Annotated in this window: 19 protein-coding genes; 6 read left to right on the top strand and 13 right to left on the bottom strand. The window is 67.6% G+C overall.

Annotation, left to right across the window (positions count from 1 at the left end; genetic code table 11):
• A partial coding sequence (gene ribD / locus VJ811_RS05360) for a bifunctional diaminohydroxyphosphoribosylaminopyrimidine deaminase/5-amino-6-(5-phosphoribosylamino)uracil reductase RibD (protein ID WP_324071238.1) occupies positions 1-811 on the top strand: 811 nt, incomplete at its 5' end.
• 250 nt (positions 812-1,061) lie between these two features.
• A complete protein-coding gene (locus tag VJ811_RS05355) occupies positions 1,062-1,688 on the top strand; it encodes a riboflavin synthase (RefSeq protein ID WP_324071237.1) in 627 nt (208 codons plus the stop codon).
• A 153-nt stretch (positions 1,689-1,841) separates the two neighbouring features.
• Here VJ811_RS05355 and VJ811_RS05350 read toward each other — a convergent pair whose 3' ends face one another.
• Genes VJ811_RS05350 through VJ811_RS05325 form a run of 6 tightly spaced genes read right to left on the bottom strand, consistent with a single transcriptional unit; the run spans position 1,842 to position 6,687 of the window.
• Positions 1,842-2,312, bottom strand: coding sequence for an MmcB family DNA repair protein (locus tag VJ811_RS05350; RefSeq protein ID WP_324071236.1), 471 nt, complete (start codon positions 2,310-2,312; stop codon positions 1,842-1,844).
• Between the two features lie 16 nt (positions 2,313-2,328).
• Positions 2,329-2,886, bottom strand: coding sequence for a single-stranded DNA-binding protein (gene ssb / locus VJ811_RS05345; RefSeq protein WP_324071235.1), 558 nt, complete (start codon positions 2,884-2,886; stop codon positions 2,329-2,331).
• Between the two features lie 33 nt (positions 2,887-2,919).
• Positions 2,920-4,782, bottom strand: a complete 1,863-nt coding sequence (gene feoB, locus VJ811_RS05340; RefSeq protein WP_324071234.1) for a ferrous iron transporter B — start codon at positions 4,780-4,782, stop codon at positions 2,920-2,922.
• On the bottom strand, positions 4,779-5,039 hold the full coding sequence (locus VJ811_RS05335; RefSeq protein ID WP_324071233.1) for a FeoA family protein: 261 nt from the start codon (positions 5,037-5,039) through the stop codon (positions 4,779-4,781). The genes feoB and VJ811_RS05335 overlap by 4 nt, the downstream gene beginning before the upstream one ends.
• A gap of 54 nt (positions 5,040-5,093) precedes the next feature.
• Positions 5,094-5,759: a COQ9 family protein gene (locus VJ811_RS05330; protein WP_324071232.1), complete on the bottom strand. Its 666-nt coding sequence runs from the start codon at positions 5,757-5,759 to the stop codon at positions 5,094-5,096.
• A gap of 7 nt (positions 5,760-5,766) precedes the next feature.
• A complete protein-coding gene (locus VJ811_RS05325) occupies positions 5,767-6,687 on the bottom strand; it encodes a DMT family transporter (protein WP_324071231.1) in 921 nt (306 codons plus the stop codon).
• 113 nt (positions 6,688-6,800) lie between these two features.
• Between VJ811_RS05325 and VJ811_RS05320 the strand changes: the two genes are divergently transcribed.
• Positions 6,801-7,886, top strand: a complete 1,086-nt coding sequence (locus tag VJ811_RS05320; protein WP_324071230.1) for an alkene reductase — start codon at positions 6,801-6,803, stop codon at positions 7,884-7,886.
• 54 nt (positions 7,887-7,940) lie between these two features.
• On the opposite strand, the gene VJ811_RS05315 is transcribed toward VJ811_RS05320, so the two are convergent.
• Genes VJ811_RS05315 through VJ811_RS05300 form a run of 4 tightly spaced genes read right to left on the bottom strand, consistent with a single transcriptional unit; the run spans position 7,941 to position 10,985 of the window.
• Positions 7,941-8,615 carry a hypothetical protein gene (locus VJ811_RS05315; protein ID WP_324071229.1) on the bottom strand — a complete coding sequence of 225 codons (675 nt, stop codon included), beginning with the start codon at positions 8,613-8,615 and terminating at the stop codon, positions 7,941-7,943.
• Positions 8,608-9,033 carry a 6,7-dimethyl-8-ribityllumazine synthase gene (gene ribH, locus VJ811_RS05310; protein ID WP_105999160.1) on the bottom strand — a complete coding sequence of 142 codons (426 nt, stop codon included), beginning with the start codon at positions 9,031-9,033 and terminating at the stop codon, positions 8,608-8,610. The genes VJ811_RS05315 and ribH overlap by 8 nt, the downstream gene beginning before the upstream one ends.
• On the bottom strand, positions 9,033-10,307 hold the full coding sequence (gene ribB / locus VJ811_RS05305; protein WP_324071228.1) for a 3,4-dihydroxy-2-butanone-4-phosphate synthase: 1,275 nt from the start codon (positions 10,305-10,307) through the stop codon (positions 9,033-9,035). The genes ribH and ribB overlap by 1 nt, the downstream gene beginning before the upstream one ends.
• Positions 10,308-10,364: 57 nt before the next feature.
• A complete protein-coding gene (locus tag VJ811_RS05300; protein ID WP_324071227.1) occupies positions 10,365-10,985 on the bottom strand; it encodes an ankyrin repeat domain-containing protein in 621 nt (206 codons plus the stop codon).
• Positions 10,986-11,072: 87 nt separating this feature from the next.
• Here VJ811_RS05300 and VJ811_RS05295 point away from each other — a divergent pair, with 87 nt between their 5' ends.
• Genes VJ811_RS05295 through VJ811_RS05285 form a run of 3 tightly spaced genes read left to right on the top strand, consistent with a single transcriptional unit; the run spans position 11,073 to position 12,866 of the window.
• Positions 11,073-11,717: an SCO family protein gene (locus VJ811_RS05295; protein ID WP_324071226.1), complete on the top strand. Its 645-nt coding sequence runs from the start codon at positions 11,073-11,075 to the stop codon at positions 11,715-11,717.
• Positions 11,714-12,154, top strand: coding sequence for a YcgN family cysteine cluster protein (locus VJ811_RS05290; protein WP_324071225.1), 441 nt, complete (start codon positions 11,714-11,716; stop codon positions 12,152-12,154). Before VJ811_RS05295 ends, VJ811_RS05290 begins: the two co-directional genes overlap by 4 nt.
• A gap of 28 nt (positions 12,155-12,182) precedes the next feature.
• A complete protein-coding gene (locus VJ811_RS05285; protein ID WP_324071224.1) occupies positions 12,183-12,866 on the top strand; it encodes a M48 family metallopeptidase in 684 nt (227 codons plus the stop codon).
• Between the two features lie 3 nt (positions 12,867-12,869).
• On the opposite strand, the gene VJ811_RS05280 is transcribed toward VJ811_RS05285, so the two are convergent.
• The 3 genes from VJ811_RS05280 to VJ811_RS05270 all read right to left on the bottom strand — a co-directional run.
• The gene (locus VJ811_RS05280) at positions 12,870-15,068 is read right to left on the bottom strand and encodes a transglycosylase domain-containing protein (protein WP_414711915.1); all 2,199 of its coding nucleotides are present in this window, start codon (positions 15,066-15,068) and stop codon (positions 12,870-12,872) included.
• A 52-nt stretch (positions 15,069-15,120) separates the two neighbouring features.
• Positions 15,121-15,540, bottom strand: coding sequence for a peptide-methionine (R)-S-oxide reductase MsrB (gene msrB / locus VJ811_RS05275; protein ID WP_324071223.1), 420 nt, complete (start codon positions 15,538-15,540; stop codon positions 15,121-15,123).
• Positions 15,541-15,627: 87 nt separating this feature from the next.
• Positions 15,628-16,386: FAD-binding monooxygenase (locus VJ811_RS05270; RefSeq protein ID WP_324071222.1), on the bottom strand; the 759-nt coding region annotated here is incomplete at its 5' end.

The raw sequence follows: 16,386 nt of genomic DNA, 5'->3' as shown, positions 1-16,386 counted from the left end.
CGAGGCGATGGCGCTCGCGGCGGCGGGCGACACGGCGCGCGGCGCGACCGCCTATGTCACGCTCGAACCCTGCGCCCATGCGAGCCCGCGCGGGCCGGCGTGCAGCGATGCGCTGATCGCCGCGGGCATCGCGCGCGTCGTGATCGCCGCGCAGGATCCCGATCCGCGCACCGACGGCAAGGGAATCGCACGGTTGCAGGCGGCGGGGATCGAGGTCGTGTTCAACATCCTTCCCGCCGAAGCGCGCGCCGCGATGGCGCCCTGGTGGACGCGGCACATCGAAGGGCGGCCGTTCGTCACGCTCAAGCTCGCGACCTCGCTCGACGGCTGCATCGCCCGCGCCGACGGCTCGAGCCGCTGGATCACCGGCGCGCGCGCCCGCGCGCACGGGCATCTCGAGCGCGCAGCCCATCAGGCGATTCTCGTCGGGCGCGGGACGTTCGAAACCGACGCGCCGAAACTCGACGTGCGGCTGCCGGGGCTCGAAGACCGCAGCCCCCGCAAATTCCTGCTCACCCGCGGCGAAGCGCCCGCGGACTGGACCGCCGCCGCCTCGCCCGAAGCGGTGGGCGACGTCGATTCGCTGCTCGTCGAGGGCGGCGCTGGCGCGGCATCGGCCTTTCTTGCCGCCGACCGCGTCGACCGGCTTCTGCTCTACCGCGCGCCGATCCTCATCGGCGGCGGCAGGCCCGCGCTCGGCGACATCGGCCTCACCGATCTCGACGACGCGCACGGCCGCTGGCGCCTTGCCGACAGCCGCCTGCTTGGCAGCGACCGGCTCGACGTCTACGAGCGCGTCAGAGAAGGATAACCGGGGTCGGAACCTGTTTCTGGGGCGGCTGAGGTTTGAGTCAAATTTGTTCAGCGCAGCGTCGATATCGCAAGGCTCTTCGACGCTGCGATGGACAAATTTGGCCAAATCCCGCAGGGACAGCAAAATGGCTTCCATCTCGGGTCAAAATCCCCTTGGCAATGGGACCACCATTTCCTGCGGGGATTTTGACCCGATATGTTCGCCATTTTGCTGCCTCAGTCACCCCAGAAACAGGTTCTGACCCCATATGTTCACCGGCATCATCACCGACATCGGCACCATCCGCAGCCGCGAGGATCGCGGCGACACGCGGCTCGTCATCGACACCGCCTATGATGTGGGCGGCATCGACATCGGCGCCTCGATCGCCTGTTCGGGCGCGTGCCTCACCGTCGTCGAAAAGGGTGTGTACGACGGCAGCAACGGCCCCGCCGGCTGGTTCGCGATCGACGCCAGCGGCGAAACGCTCGCGCGCACCGCGCCGGGCATGTGGGACCAGGGGCGCCGTCTCAACCTCGAACGTGCGCTCAAGATCGGCGACGAACTCGGCGGGCATATCGTCACCGGCCATGTCGACGACATCGGCCACATCGTGTCGGCCCTACCCGTCGGCGACAGCGTGACGGTCACGGTGGCGGCGCCCGCGACGCTCGCGCCGCATATCGCGCCCAAGGGTTCGATTACCGTCGACGGCGTGTCGCTCACGGTGAACGAGGTGACCGACCAGCCGAACGGCGAGGCGCATTTCACGCTCAACATCATTCCGCACACGCAGGAGATGACGACGCTGAACGAAGCCGCGGCGGGGCGGCCGGTCAATCTGGAGATCGATATTCTCGCGCGCTATCTGGCGCGGATGCAGGCGCGCGGATAATTTGATTCACGCGAAGACGCGAAGACGCAAAGAGGTTGCGTTTGCCGCGGAGCGGCTTTCTCCTTGCACAGGGGGTTAGCCGCGAAGCAAGAAATGGGGCCATTCGGCCCAGGCTTATCTCTTCGCGTCTTCGCGTCTTCGCGTGAAATTCTTTCAGACGCCCTCTCCCCATGGCCCCGCGAGTTCGGGATCCGCAGCCACCATCGACCGCCGCATCGCGAGCCGGCCGATACGCAGCAGTTCGGCCTTGCGCCGCGCGGGGGCGAGGTTGCAGCTTGCGGCTTCGCGCACGACCGCCGCGCCATAGCGGTCGGCGATAATCAGCCCCGAGCTTTCGGGGCGATACTCGGGGGTTTCGAGGATCGCGGGGTCGAGCCCCGACGCGAGCGCCCAGTAGAAACGGTCGCACCAGTCGCAATAGTCGGGCCATTTGCCGTCGCCGTGCAGGTCGGCGCGGCTGACCTTGATCTCGACGATGGTGATATTGCCCTTGGCGTCGATCGCCGTGAGGTCGGTGCGCCGTCCGTTGGGCAATGGCACCTCGGGGATCGCGACCAGCCCGGCCTGCGCGAACAGCCGGCATACGCCGCGCGCGACGTCCGCGGCGGTGATCATATCCGTCATCGCTTAAAGTCCGTCCTCAGAACGGGACGTCGTCGTCCAGATCGTCGTCGAAGGGCGGACGTCCGCCGCCGCTCGAACCGCCGCCAAAGCCGCCACCGGACGAGCCGCCCGACGAACCGCCGCCGCCGCCCTGGTTCCAGCCGCCGCCCGAGCCACCGCCCGACGAACCGCCGCTCCATTCGTCACCGCCGCCGCTGCCGCCGCGCGAACCGCCGCCGCCCGGCGCGCCGTCGAGCATGGTCAGCGTGCCGCCCATGCCCGCGATCACGATCTCGGTCGTATATTTGTCGTTGCCGTCGCGGTCCTGCCATTTGCGGGTGCGCAGGCTGCCCTCGATGTAAACCTTCGAGCCCTTTTTCAGATAACGTTCGACGACGCCGATCAGCCCTTCGCCGTTGATCACGACCTGATGCCACTCGGTGCGCTCCTTGCGCTCGCCGGTCATCCGGTCCTTCCACTGCTCGGACGTCGCGATGCGGAGATTCGCGACCTTGCCGCCGTTCTGGAACGACTTGATTTCGGGATCGGCACCGAGGTTGCCGATGAGAATTACCTTGTTGACGCTGCCAGCCATCCGCCGCTCCGCTCCGCTAGAAAATGTGGAGGATCAGCCGAGTCTAAAGGCGACGGCCGTCCAGTAAGTGATACCAGCAGCGGCATAGGCGAGCAGGAACAAATAGCCAACCATGAACATCGGCCATTTCCATCCATTGGTCTCGCGCCGGGTGATCGCGATCGTCGAAATGCACTGCGGCGCAAAGACGAACCAGGCGAGGAAGGCGAGCGCGGTCGCGAGGCTCCACTTGCCCTGCAATCGTTCGCCCAGCGATTGCGCCATCGCCTCTTCGTCGTCGCCCGCGTCGATCGCGTTGGCGGTCGCCATCGCCGAGACCGCGACCTCGCGCGCCGCCATCGCGGGAATCAGCGCGAGCGCGATATCATGGTTGAAGCCGATCGGCTTGACGACGACCTCCAGCCCGCTCGCGATGCGCCCGGCGACGCTATATTCGACCTGGCTTTCGCCTTCGGGCGCCTGCGGGAAGGTCAAGAGCAGCCACAGCACGACGGTGGTCATCGCGATGATCGTACCGGCGCGGCGGAGGAAGATCCATGCGCGCTGCCACAGGCCGATCGCGATGTCGCGCAGTTGCGGCATCTGATAGCGCGGCATTTCCATCATGAAGCCGGCGCCCGCGCCCTTTGCCACCGTGCGGCGCAGGACATAGGCGACGACGAGCGCGCCGACGATCCCCGACAGATAGAGACCGAAGAGCACCAGCCCCTGCAGTCCCACCGGCGATCCGCCGACATTGGTGTTGGGGATGAAGGCCGCGATGATCAGCGCATAGACGGGAAGCCGCGCCGAACAGGTCATCAGCGGCGCGATCAGGATCGTCGTCAGCCGGTCCTTTTCGTCGGGGATCGCGCGCGTCGCCATGATGCCCGGCACCGCGCAGGCGAAGCTCGACAGCAGCGGGATGAAACCGCGCCCCGACAATCCGACCTTGCCCATCAATCCGTCCATCAGGAAGGCGGCGCGCGTCATATAGCCCGATGCTTCCAAAAGCAGGATGAAGAGGAAGAGGATCAGGATCTGCGGCAGGAAGACGACGACCGCGCCGACCCCCGCGAGCAGGCCTTCGACGACCAGCCCGCGCAGGAAATTGTCGGGGAAGGTCGCGACCACCCATTGCTGGACCACGCCGATCCCGCCCTCGAGGAAGTCCGCGGGTGCCTCGGCGGCGGAATAGACCGCCTGGAACATCAGGAACATCAGCGCGAGCAGGATGATCATCCCGAGGGCCGGATGCAGCACGACATTGTCGACGCGCTGCGTCCAGCGGCGCACCGGCGTTTCGCTGAGGATAGCAGCGCGTGCGATCGTCCGCGCGCGCTGGTGCAGCGATGCGTCACTGGCCTTGGCGGGCACGGCGACCTCGCCCGCGGCATGTGACCGGATCGCGCCGTCGACGGCGGCGAGCAGCTCGGCCGTCCCGCGCTTGCGCACCGCGACAGTGGGGACGACCGGGACGCCCAGCTCGTTCGACAGGCGTTCGGCGTCGAGCGTCAGCCCATCGCGTGTCGCGAGATCGACCATGTTGAGCGCGACGACGGTGGGCAGGTTCAGCGCGAGCAACTCGAGCGCGAAGCTGAGATGATTGTCGAGGTTCGCCGCATCGAGCACGACGATCAGCGCGTCGGGGCGCTTTTCGCCGTCCTGCCGGCCGAGCACGACGTCGCGCGTCACCGCTTCGTCGAGGCTCGCGGGGGTCAGGCTGTACGTGCCGGGCAGGTCGACCAGCGAGATCGGGCGGCCGTCGGCAAAGCTCGCATGCCCCGCCTTCCGCTCGACGGTGACGCCGGGGTAGTTGGCGATCTTCTGCCGTGCGCCGGTCAGCGCGTTGAACAGGCTCGACTTGCCGGCGTTGGGATTGCCGACGAGCGCGATCGAGGGAATCGCGCCGGTCATGCTACGGGCTCGATTTCGATCGCCGCGGCCTGCCGCGCGCGGATGATCACCTTCATGCGTCCGACGGTGAGCGCGAGCGGATCGCGCGAGAAGATGCTGCCGCGGTGGAGCGGGGTGACTTCGCATCCTTCCATCAGGCCGAATTCGCGCAGGCGGCGCCCCTCGTCCTCGGACATCGCGGTCCAATCGATGCGGGCAATCCGCACCATCACGCCCAGCGGCGCCCGATCCAGTATATTTTCGAGCAAAGCAGTCATTTGCGAGCGATTATCAATAACACTCGCCTAGCGCCAGTCCTTTATCGAAACGGGTCAGCGCCCCGGGTAGCGCAGCCGCCCGACGAAACGCGCGAGGCTCGGCCGTTCGATGCTGAGCGCGGCGCGGCGGTGCTTCCAGCTTTCGAAACGCATCACCTGATCGATCCGGCGCGCGAGGAAGGCGCGCGTATCGGCCAGATCCTCGCTCTCGTCGTTCAGGAACACCGCCATCGTCGAGGCATAGACCGCGCCGAGGATCGCGCGCTTGCTATAATGATTATAGTCGGTCGCGGTGTCGCCCGCGAGCCGCCACATATGGTCGGCGGCGCGCCAGCCGAGCTTGGCGGCGTGCGGCGTATTGGTCGGCAGCGCGAGCAGTGCGAGCGCGCGGCGCAGCGATTCGCGGTTCCCCGCCAGCAACTCGATGCGCGTTTCGACCAGCGTCGTGATGCGCTCGCGAATCTTCAGCGTCGCGAGTTTTTCGGCGGGCCAGCGCGCTTCCATCGCCGCGTCGATATCGGCGAACCAGGCGTCGACCATGTCGCGTCCGCCACCCGGAAAGGCGAGGCGCGCGACATCGGGGTCGACCCCGACCCGCGCCGCCGCATCGGCGAGCGCGGTGTCGCCAAAGCCGTCGAACGCCGCCGATGCCGCGATCAGCGGCGCCAGCGCGGCGCGAATCTCGTCGAGGGTCGGGTCGGCAGGAAGGATCGAAGCCATAATAGTGTCAGATAGGCCGCGCCGCGCGGTTCGGCAACCGGATCAGCACCAGCGCCGCGCCGACCATCATCCCGCCGAAGATGTCGATCGCCGACAGTGTCTCGCCGAACCCGACCCAGCCGGTGAACGCGGCGAAGGCGGGCTGGATCAACAAGGTCAGCCCGATCACCAGCGGCGAGAAACGCGGCAGCGACCAGATCATCAGTCCCTGGCCGATAACCTGGCTGACCAATGCGAGCAGGATCAGCGGGGTCCAGTTTTGCGGCATCACCGTTTCGCCGAGCGCGAGCGCGGCGCCGAGCAGGATAGGAACGCACACCGCCGACGCGATCGCGAGCGCGGTCCACGGCGCGAGCGTATCGCGCACGCGCTGCATCAGGATGACATAGGCCGTGTAGAGCACCCCCGCGAGCAGGCTGAGCAGGTCGCCGGCGAGATAGTCGGGCGACAGTTCGTAACTCTGCCCCATCAACAGCGCCGATCCGGCAAAGGCGAGCAGGATCGCCGCCGCCTGCCAGCCGCGCGGCATTTCGCGGGTCAGAAAGATCGTCCAGAGGACGAGCAACAGGCTCGCGCAATTGCCGAACAGCGTCGCGTTGGCGACTTTGGTCTGCAGGATGCCGAGGTGCCAGGCGGCCAGATCGAGCGCGAAGAAGATACCCGCCGCCGCGGCGATCGGCAGCGCGCGGCGCGGCGGCATTCGCCCGCCGGTCTCGCGCCACGCGAAGATCAGCAGCAATGGCAGCGCGAGCGTCATCCGCCAGAAGGCCGAGGCCGTGGGTCCCACACCGTCGGCTTCGGCCATCCGCACGAGCATCGCGCCGAGCGACAGCGCGATATTGCCGCCGAGCAGCGCCGCGAACGCCCAGCGGCCGGCCCTGTTGCCGGCGTCGGGCGCGGCGTCGATACTGTCCATCTTCGCTGTCATTTAGATTTTCTTTTGCTACGTACCATTGTGCCGACGCCGCGGCGTCCATAGCTTCGCGGGCCATAGCGGTGACCGGTGGGGTCGTCGCGAAGAAAGTGCGACCTGGAGGAAAGATGACTCTATCCCTGTTCGATCCGATCAAATTGGGCGCCATCGAAGCGCCGAACCGCATCATCATGGCGCCGCTGACGCGCGGCCGCGCCGGGCCGGGTTTCGTACCGAACGAACTCGCGCGCGACTATTATCGTCAGCGCGCGTCGGCGGGGCTGATCATTTCCGAAGCCACCGGCATTTCGCAGGAGGGTCTCGGCTGGCCCAACGCGCCGGGCCTGTGGACCGATGCGCAGGTCGAAGGCTGGAAGCCGGTGACCGACGCGGTGCATGCGGCGGGTGGGCGCATCGTCGCGCAGCTCTGGCATATGGGCCGCGTCGTCCATTCGGTGTTCAACGACGGCAAGCCGCCGGTTTCGGCATCGGCGACGCAGGCGCCCGGCAAGGCGCACACCCCCGTCGGCCGGATGGAATATGAAGTCGCGCGCCCGCTCGAACTTGCCGAAATCCCGCGCGTGATCGCCGATTATGTGAAGGCGGCCGAAAATGCGAAGCGCGCCGGTTTCGACGGCGTGCAGCTCCACGGCGCGAACGGCTATCTGATCGACCAGTTCCTGCGCGACGGCAGCAACCTGCGCGACGATGATTATGGCGGTCCGATCGAGAATCGCATCCGTTTGCTCCGCGAAGTCACCGAGGCGCTGATCTCGGTCTGGGGTGCCGACCGCGTGGGCGTGCGCCTGTCGCCCAATGGCGACACGCAGGGCGTCGACGACAGCGCCCCCGAACGGCTGTTCCCGATCGCAGCGGCGGCGCTGGGTGCGCTCGGCATCGCCTTCCTCGAACTGCGCGAACCCGGTCCCGACGGCACCTTCGGGCGCACCGACGTTCCGAAACAGTCGCCGTCGATTCGTGCCGCGTTCAAGGGGCCGCTGATCCTCAATAGCGACTATGACGTCGCGCTCGCCGAGGCGGCGCTGGCGAGCGGCACCGCCGACGCGGTCGCGTTCGGCCGCCCCTTCATCGGCAATCCCGACCTGGTCGAGCGCATCCGGAACGGCGCCGAATGGGCCGCCGACAATCCGCAGACCTGGTATTCGCCGGGGCCGGTGGGCTACACCGACTATCCTGCGCTGGTGACCGCGTAGGACCAGAAATAGCATTATCGTGTGCTCCCGCCTTCGCGGGAGCACACGGCGTTATCATCCCTTCTCGGCGAGTGCCTTGTCGACGATGCGGGCGCCGATCGGCCCCAGAAAATTGCCGCCGAAGCGGAACAGCACGAACGCGCCGACGAAGAGCAGCAGCGGTTCGACAAAGGCCGCGACGATCGCCGCGATCACCAATCCAAAGAACAGGACCATGAAGCCGCCGGTCAGCTCGGCCTGACCCTTGGCGTCCAGCTCGATCGTGCGCGGTCCCTTCGCATCCCACCATTTGCCGGTGACGATCGTCTTGCGGTCGCCGACCTGCGGCGCGGCGCGGCTGGCAATTCGCGCGGGCGCGGGGTTGGCGGCCGGAGCGGGCCGATCATATTGTTTCGGAGTCCATGGCCGCTTGTTGCGCTCGGCGACAGCCGCCGCCACGCGGTCCCTGCCGCTGTTCGCCGCTGCGGCGGGCATCGCCTTCTGCTGTGCCGGCGCGGGCCGCGCGCTCAGCCCCGATTCGGTGCGCGCCGCGGCGGACATATCGGGGGCCGCAGCTGCCTTCGCCGGTGTCTTCGCCGGCCGGATCGGCTCGATCCCCATCCGGCGGTCGTGAAGATCCATACGCTCGGCCGCGGTCGGCGGGGTCTGTCCGGTTTCCTTGTCGATCACCACCAGCCGTCCGCCGCGTTCGACGACGGAAAAACGACTGGGGGGCGGGCGATCAACCAATGCCGAATTGTTCCTTCAGGGCCAGCATGGCGAGCGCGGCCTTCGCCGCTTCGCCGCCCTTATCCTTGCGCGTCTTGTCGGCGCGCGCAAGCGCCTGTTCCTCATTCTCGACGGTGAGGATGCCGTTGCCGATCGCGAGCCCGTCGAGCGTCAACGCCATGATGCCGCGCGCGCTTTCGTTCGACACGACCTCGAAATGATAGGTCTCGCCGCGGATCACGACGCCCAATGCGACATAGGCGTCGTAGCGCCCGCTGTCGGCGGCGAGCGAGATCGCCGCAGGCACTTCGAGCGCGCCCGGAACGGTCACCGTCTCGTGGCTGTGCCCCGCGGCGTCGAGCGCGCTGCGCACGCCGTCCAGCAGCATGTCATTGAGGTGCGAATAAAAGCGGGCTTCGACGATCAGGACGTGTGCCATCATGCTTCTCCGGGGATCGCTCGTTCGCCGACGACCGACAGGCCATAGCCTTCGAGCCCGACGATATTGCTGTGGGTGGGGGTGAGCAGTTCCATCGCATGGACGCCGAGGTCGGCGAGGATCTGCGCGCCGATCCCGTAGGTGCGCAGGTCCATGCCGCCGGTGGGTGCCGGAAGCGCATCGGCCTCGGCCGACCCGGGCAGCGGCCGCATCAGCATCACGATGACGCCCGATCCGGCTTCGCCGATCGCGTCCATCGAACGCTGCAGGCGGCGCTTCTTGGGTCCGGGACGGCCCATGATGTCGTCGAAGATCGACACCGGGTGCATGCGCACCAGCGTCACGCCCTCGGGGTCGATCGCGCCCTTCTGGAGCACGAGATTGACCGTGCCGTCGATCTTGTTGCGATAGGATTTGAGGCGCCAGTCACCGCCATAATCCGATTCGAACGGATCGTCGGACACGCATTCGACCAGCCGGTCGTTGCGGTGGCGATAGGCGATCAAGTCGGCGATCGTGCCGATCTTCAGCCCGTGGCGCCGCGCAAAGGGGATGAGGTCGTCGAGCCGCGCCATCGTCCCGTCGTCGTTCATGATTTCGCAGATCACGCCCGAGGGGTTGAGCCCCGCCAACCGGCTGATGTCGACCGCCGCCTCGGTGTGGCCGGCGCGCACGAGCACGCCGCCGTCGCGCGCGATCAGCGGGAAGATATGGCCGGGCGTGACGATGTCGTCGCGCGTCTTGCCGGCGTCGATCGCGACCGAAACGGTGCGCGCGCGGTCGCCCGCCGAAATGCCGGTGGTCACGCCCTCGCGCGCCTCGATCGAGGTGGTGAACGCGGTTTCGTGCCGTGTGCCGTTGTTGCGGCTCATCAGTTCGAGCCCGAGCTGGTCGACACGCTCGCGGGTCAGCGTCAGGCAGACGAGGCCGCGGCCGTGGGTGACCATGAAGTTGATCGCATCGGGGGTCGCCATCTGCGCCGGGATGACGAGGTCGCCCTCATTTTCGCGGTCCTCGTCGTCGACGAGGATGAACATGCGGCCGTTGCGCGCCTCGGCGATGATCTCTTCGGGGCTTGCCATCGGCGACAGGTCGCTGCCGTTCGCGAGCCAGTTTTCGAGCTTGCGCAGCGTTTCGGCGGTGGGGTTCCAGCCGGGCGAATCGAGGTCGCGCAGGCTGTTGGCGTGGAGGCCCGCGGCACGGGCGAGACCCGAACGGGACATGGTCCCGTCGTCGACGATGGCGCGGATGCGATCGATGAGCTGTGGTGACATGATCGCCATGTCTCACATCATAATGTGATTGTCAATCCAGATATCACATTACGCTGATCAATCGGGCCCGAACTTCGGGCCGAGGTCGCGGGTCGGGCCGTCGGGCTTGGCGTCGAGCAGCGCGACAATCTGTCCGGTGCGGTCGTCGCGCTTGGCATAGGCGCGCGCCGACATGCCGGCGATATGGTCGGCCTTGTCGGGGTTGGCGCCGCGCTTGACGAGCAGGCGGACCATCGCGACATTCTTCGACTGCACCGCCAGGATCAGCGCGGTTTCGCCGCGCCGGTTGGCCTGGTCGACGGGCGCCTTGTTCGACAGCAGCACCTCGGCGCCATCGGTGAAATTGATCAGCGCGGCGTGCATCAGCGGGGTTACGCCCTGGCGATCGCCGATCGACGGATCGGCGTCCTTGGCGAGCAGGAAGCGCAGCCAGCTGATGTCGCGGCGCTTGGTGACGATGATCAGCGCCGTTTGGCCGGTGTCGGGATTGCGCGTGTTGATGAACGACGGATCGTCCTTCAGCGCCTCGGTCGCCTTGGTTCCGTCGCGGTTTTCGACCGCCTGCAAAAAGGCATAGCCGCCGCGGAACTGCGCCTGCGCGGGGCTGAACGACAGGCCTGCCGCCGCGACCAGCAGGGCGAGGAAAGCGGCAAGGCGGAATTCCGCGCGTCGGAACATGTCTGGGCGACCCCTGGGGCAATTTGTCCGCCGCTGACGCGACGACAATGGTTGATTTTCGGCGGCTAGCCGATCAAGGCTGGCTGCATGATGAATATCGCAAATATGGGACAAAGGTTCGTCCGCGCAAGCCTGATGATCGCTTTCGGTGCCGCGCTCGCGGGTTGCAGCGGCGGCGGCGATGCGCCGCCCGCGAAACCGCCGCTCGAAGGCGCGCGCATCGGCGGCGCCTTCACGCTCACCGACCAGAATGGCAAGACCGTCCGCGACAGCGATTTCGCGGGCAAATATCGGCTGATCTATTTCGGCTACAGCTTCTGCCCCGACATCTGCCCGGTCGACCTGCAAAAGCTGATGCGCGGCCTGTCGCAGTTCGAAAAGGCCGACGCGGCGCGCGGGGCCAAGGTCGTCCCGCTCTTCATCACCGTCGATCCGGCGCGCGATACGCCCGCGGCGCTGAAACCCTTCGTCGCGCGCTATCATCCGCGCCTGCTCGGCCTCACCGGCACCTCCGAACAGATCGCGGCGGTCGCGAAGGCCTATGTCGTGACGTACAACAAGGTCGAAGGTTCGGCGCCCGACCGCTATCTGATGGCGCACAGCCAGCTTGCCTTCCTGATGGATCCCGACGGCAAGCCCGTCGCGCTGTTGCCGCTCGACGATCCGTCGTCCGATATCGACGAGGGCGCGCCCGACAAGGTCGCGGCCGAGCTGGCGAAGTGGGTCAAGTGACGGCCGGCGGGCGCCCCTTCTGGGAAGCGCCGCTTGCCACTCTCGACGCGGGGCAATGGGAAGCGCTGTGCGACGGGTGCGGCAAATGCTGCCTCCACAAGCTGGAGGATGAGGATACGGGCCGCATCTATCCGACCAATGTCGCGTGCCGCCTGCTCGATCTCAAAACCGCGCGCTGCGGCGACTACAAGCATCGCCGCCGCCACGTTCCCGACTGCCTGACGCTGACCAAGGGCAAGGTCGCCGACATCGAATGGCTGCCGCAGACCTGCGCCTATCGCCTGCGCGCCGAGGGCGAGCCGCTGCCCGACTGGCACTATCTCGTCTGCGGCGACCGCGATGCGGTGCACCGCGCGGGCGAGTCGATCGTCGGCTGGACGGTCGGCGAGGATGTCGCGGGTCCCTTAGAGAATCACCTTGTCGAACGCGTCGTCTGACTTCGCCCCCGAGGGGCCGCATATCTGGGTGGGGAATGAGGCCTGGCCCGTGCGCCTCGTCCGCCATGCGCAATCACGGCGATACAGGCTTGTCTTCGACGGCGCGCGTGGCGAGCTCAGGCTAACGGTTCCGCGCCGCACCAATGAACGCGCGGCGTTGAAATGGGCCGGCGAACAGCAGGCGTGGCTCGTCGAGCAGGTCGGCAAGGCGGCGCTGCCGATCCTCGTCGGTCCCGGCGCCGCGGTGCCCTTTCTCGGCATCGAGCGTCATATCGACTGGACCGCGACCGCGCCGCGCGCGATCCGTCTCGGCGGCGATAGCCTGTACGTCGGTGGCCCGCTCGAAACCGTCGGGCGGCGCATCGAGCGCTGGCTCAAGGGACAGGCGCTGAGTCTGATGGAGCGCGAAAGCCGCGAAATCGCGGCGGCCGCGGGCTTGTCGGTCGGCCGTGTCGGGGTCGGAGATCCGCGCAGCCGCTGGGGCAGCTGCACGCATGACGGCGACCTGCGCTATAGCTGGCGGCTCGTCATGGCGCCCGATCATGTTCGGCGTGCGACGGTCGCGCACGAGGTCGCGCACCTTCGGCATATGGACCATGGCGCGGCCTTCCACGCGCTCGTCGACGCGCTGCACGATGGCGATGTCGCCGCGGCGCGCGGCTGGCTGCGCCGCGAAGGGCGCGCGCTCCACCGCTACCGCTTCACGGCCTGAGCGCTAGTCGAAATCGCCCGTCTGCGGCTGCGATCGCGGCACGGGCGCCTTGGCGGCTGGCGGTGCGGTCTTCGGCACCGTCACGATCTTGGGCTGGCCGCCATTCTTCGGCGCCGCGCCATTGTCGGCCGGCGGCCGCCGCCCGGTCTGCTCCTCGATCCATTGCTGGTCGAGCACCGGGCCATCCTCGGCCGGCGGCGGTGCCGGGTCCGCGCCCTCGGGCGGGCGGCTGTCATAGGGCAGCTCGATCGGCATGCCATTCTCGTCGACAAAGCCCTCCTGGCCCGGCTCGCCCATATAGGCTTCGCCTTCGTCCTCGAGCTGCCATTCGGGCAGCACGACTTCGGTGTCGAACTGCTCGACCGGGCGCCGCGCGACCGCGACGCGCATATAATCGGCAAAGGCTTTCGCGGGTGCGCGGCCGCCCTGCAGTCCGCCGACGGCCTTCGCATCGTCGCGGCCCATCCACACCCCGGTGGTGATCCCGCTCGAAAAACCGAGGAACCAGCCGTCCTTGTTGCTCGACGTCGTCCCGGTCTTGCCCGCCACGGGGCGGCCGATCTGTGCGGCCTTGCCCGTCCCGGTGTTGACCGCGGTTTGCAGAAGGTCGGTGATGCCCGCCGCGACCCAATGGTCGACCAGCGTCGTCCCGCGCTCGGCGGGGCGCTGATAGAGCAGCTCGCCGCTCGCGGTGGTGACCTTGGTGATGCCATAGGGCTGCACCGACACGCCGCCGCGCGACACCGCGGCAAAGGCGGCGGTCATGTCGATCACGCGCACCTCGGCGCTGCCGAGCACCATCGAGGGATGCGTGTTGACCGGCGTCGTGATGCCGAAGCGGCGCGCCATGTTGGCGACCGCCGAAAAACCGACTTCGTCGCCAAGCTTCGCCGCGACCGTGTTGACCGAATAGGCAAAGGCGCTGCGCAGATCCATCGTGCCCGAAAAGCGCCCCGACGAGTTGCGCGGCGACCAGCCGTTGATCGTCACCGGTTCGTCGACGACCTGATCGCCGACCTTATAGCCCGCCTCGAGCGCCGCCATATAGACGAACAGCTTCCACGCCGATCCCGGCTGGCGCAGCGCCTGCGTCGCGCGGTTGTAGTTCGACGCGACATAGTCCCGGCCGCCGACCATCGCGCGCACCGCGCCGTCGCGGTCGAGCGAAACCAGCGCGCCCTGCACGCCGCCCGGCGTGTTCGCCTGGATCGACGCGGTCGCCGCGCGCTGCATGCCGAGGTCGATGGTGGTATAGACGTCGAGCGCCTCGCTGCCCTCGTCGATCAGCATGTCGAGCTGCGGCAGCGCCCAGTCGCTGAAATAGCGCGCGCTATTCTGTCCGGTTTCCTTGGCGAGCTGGACATTCGCCGGTTCGGCGCTGTCGGCCTGCGCGCGGGTAATCACGCCTGCATCGACCATGACGTCGAGCACGACCCCCGCGCGTCCCAATGCGGCCTGCGCGTCGGCGGTCGGCGAATAACGCGACGGCGCCTTGACGAGCCCGGCGACGACCGCGGCCTCGGACAGCGACATTTCGGTCGCGCTATGCCCGAAAAAGCTGTTCGACGCGGCGTCGATGCCATAGCTGCCGCCGCCGAAATAGACCTTGTTCAGGTAAAGCTCGAGGATCTGGTCCTTCGAGAATTTCCATTCGAGCGCCATCGCGAGGATCATTTCGCGCGCCTTGCGCTTGAAATCATAGCTGTTCGACAGGAAGATATTGCGCGCGAGCTGCTGGGTGATCGTCGATGCGCCCTGCAGGCGCCGGCCGCTGCCGCGGTTCTGGACCGCCACCACTGCGGCGCGCGCCATGCCGACGGGGTCGAGCCCGGGGTGGTAGCGAAAGCGCCGGTCCTCGACCGCGACCATCGCATCCTGCATCACCTGCGGCGTTTCGCGCAGCGTCAGCCAGCGGCCATAATTCGGCCCGAGCGACAGGAAGACGGTGCCGTCGGCGGCGCGGACGCGGATCGTCTGTCCGGCGGGCGATTTCTTGAGCTCCTCGAAGCTCGGCATGCGCTGCACCGCAATCCCAACCGCAACCGCCAGCGCGACGAGGCCGACGACCGCGAGGCCGAGACCCCAGCGAAAGGCGCGGCGCAGCCACACGCGCCACCGCGATGGCTCGCCGCCGGGCGTGCCGCTGCGCTTGTTGGACGATGACGATCTATTCGACGAAGCCTGCTGTCTTTCGCGGCGCAAAGCCCGTGTTCCTTCCCTCACGCCCCTGATGCGTCAGTCCGGGAAGGGGTTTTCAGTCCTTGCCGGTTGACGCCTCATCCTGCCCGCGACCCTCGAAGTCAAGCGCCGCGCTGTTGATGCAATAGCGCAGCCCGGTCGGTCCGGGGCCGTCGGGGAAGACATGGCCGAGATGGCCTTCGCATTTGGCGCAGCGCACTTCGGTACGCACCATGCCGTGGCTGGTGTCGGTGAGTTCCTTGACCGCGCTCCCCGCGGCGGGCGCGGTATAGCTCGGCCAGCCCGACCCGCTGTCGAACTTGGTGCGGCTGTCGAACAGGGGTTCGCCGCAGCCGGCGCAGCGGTACATTCCGTCGCCCTTATGGTCGGTATATTTGCCGGTGAAGGCGCGCTCGGTGCCGCCTTCGCGCAGCACATGATGCGCCATCGGGTCGAGCGGCTTGGTGGCGGTCTTTTCGGTTTTCGGATCGGTCATGGAGGATCTCCTGTTGATGGTCGTTCGGGGACCATCGCTGTTGGTCATAATATCGGCGCGGTGCCGCATGACCGCAAGGGGGGCTAATCAGCGCGGCGCGATCCGCGTCGCCTCCGACATCATTCGTACCAACGCCGGGAAAAGTGACGCCATGCCCGTCAGGACTCCCGCTGTGTGCCGATTTTCGCCCATCCGCCAGACGAGATTGGCGAGCGCGAAGGGACGCGTCATCCTCATCGCGAGGCGCTTCTGATATGCGGGTGCGGCATCGCCGCCGCCGTGACGCCACGCCGCCACCGCCGCCTCGGCGCTCGCAAGCGCGAGTCCCATGCCCTCGCCCGCCAGGCTGGGGATCACCCCCGCCTGGTCGCCGAGCCGGAACAGGCCCGGCGCCGTGTCGCGGGCGCGCCAGCCATAAGGGACATGCCCGATCGCATCGACGGCGCGCGACCAGTCGGCATGCGCCAGCCGTTCGCCAAGGTGCGGAAGCGTGTCGCCCAGCGCGCACAGCAGCGCCGCCGGATCGCCCCCAACCGCGTCGAGCCGCGACTTGTGCACCGCAAGGCACAGGTTGCCGCTGCCGTCCTCCTGCCGCACCAGCCCGGCATAACCGCGATCGAAGAGGTGGAGCTCGACCGCATCGCCGATCAGCCCATCGAGCACAGGATGCGCAGGGAGGCGGAGGCGCAATCCGATCGCGGGGTCGGCGCGCTGCCATGCGGCGGGCTCGCGCGGAAAGCCGCGAAAGCCGTGCTTGCCCGCGGCGAGGAAGACGGCCGCCGCCGCCAGCGCCGCACCGTCGCGCGTCTGCACCGCGCCGCCGTCGAGCGCGGTCGCATGGATGCC

The organism is Sphingopyxis sp. (genome assembly GCF_035250425.1).
Lineage (GTDB): Bacteria > Pseudomonadota > Alphaproteobacteria > Sphingomonadales > Sphingomonadaceae > Sphingopyxis.
This window is presented reverse-complemented; position numbering and strand designations above follow the sequence as displayed.

Excerpts from the sequence above, each read along its gene's own strand:
- ribB (WP_324071228.1), bottom strand. The coding sequence starts at position 10,307 with ATGTCACCACAGCTCATCGATCGCATCCGCGCCATCGTCGACGACGGG.
- VJ811_RS05350 (WP_324071236.1), bottom strand. The coding sequence starts at position 2,312 with ATGACGGATATGATCACCGCCGCGGACGTCGCGCGCGGCGTATGCCGG.
- VJ811_RS05295 (WP_324071226.1), top strand. The coding sequence starts at position 11,073 with ATGATGAATATCGCAAATATGGGACAAAGGTTCGTCCGCGCAAGCCTG.
- VJ811_RS05355 (WP_324071237.1), top strand. The coding sequence starts at position 1,062 with ATGTTCACCGGCATCATCACCGACATCGGCACCATCCGCAGCCGCGAG.
- VJ811_RS05325 (WP_324071231.1), bottom strand. The coding sequence starts at position 6,687 with ATGACAGCGAAGATGGACAGTATCGACGCCGCGCCCGACGCCGGCAAC.
- msrB (WP_324071223.1), bottom strand. The coding sequence starts at position 15,540 with ATGACCGATCCGAAAACCGAAAAGACCGCCACCAAGCCGCTCGACCCG.
- ribH (WP_105999160.1), bottom strand. The coding sequence starts at position 9,033 with ATGGCACACGTCCTGATCGTCGAAGCCCGCTTTTATTCGCACCTCAAT.
- VJ811_RS05320 (WP_324071230.1), top strand. The coding sequence starts at position 6,801 with ATGACTCTATCCCTGTTCGATCCGATCAAATTGGGCGCCATCGAAGCG.
- ssb (WP_324071235.1), bottom strand. The coding sequence starts at position 2,886 with ATGGCTGGCAGCGTCAACAAGGTAATTCTCATCGGCAACCTCGGTGCC.
- VJ811_RS05300 (WP_324071227.1), bottom strand. The coding sequence starts at position 10,985 with ATGTTCCGACGCGCGGAATTCCGCCTTGCCGCTTTCCTCGCCCTGCTG.
- VJ811_RS05335 (WP_324071233.1), bottom strand. The coding sequence starts at position 5,039 with ATGACTGCTTTGCTCGAAAATATACTGGATCGGGCGCCGCTGGGCGTG.
- feoB (WP_324071234.1), bottom strand. The coding sequence starts at position 4,782 with ATGACCGGCGCGATTCCCTCGATCGCGCTCGTCGGCAATCCCAACGCC.
- VJ811_RS05330 (WP_324071232.1), bottom strand. The coding sequence starts at position 5,759 with ATGGCTTCGATCCTTCCTGCCGACCCGACCCTCGACGAGATTCGCGCC.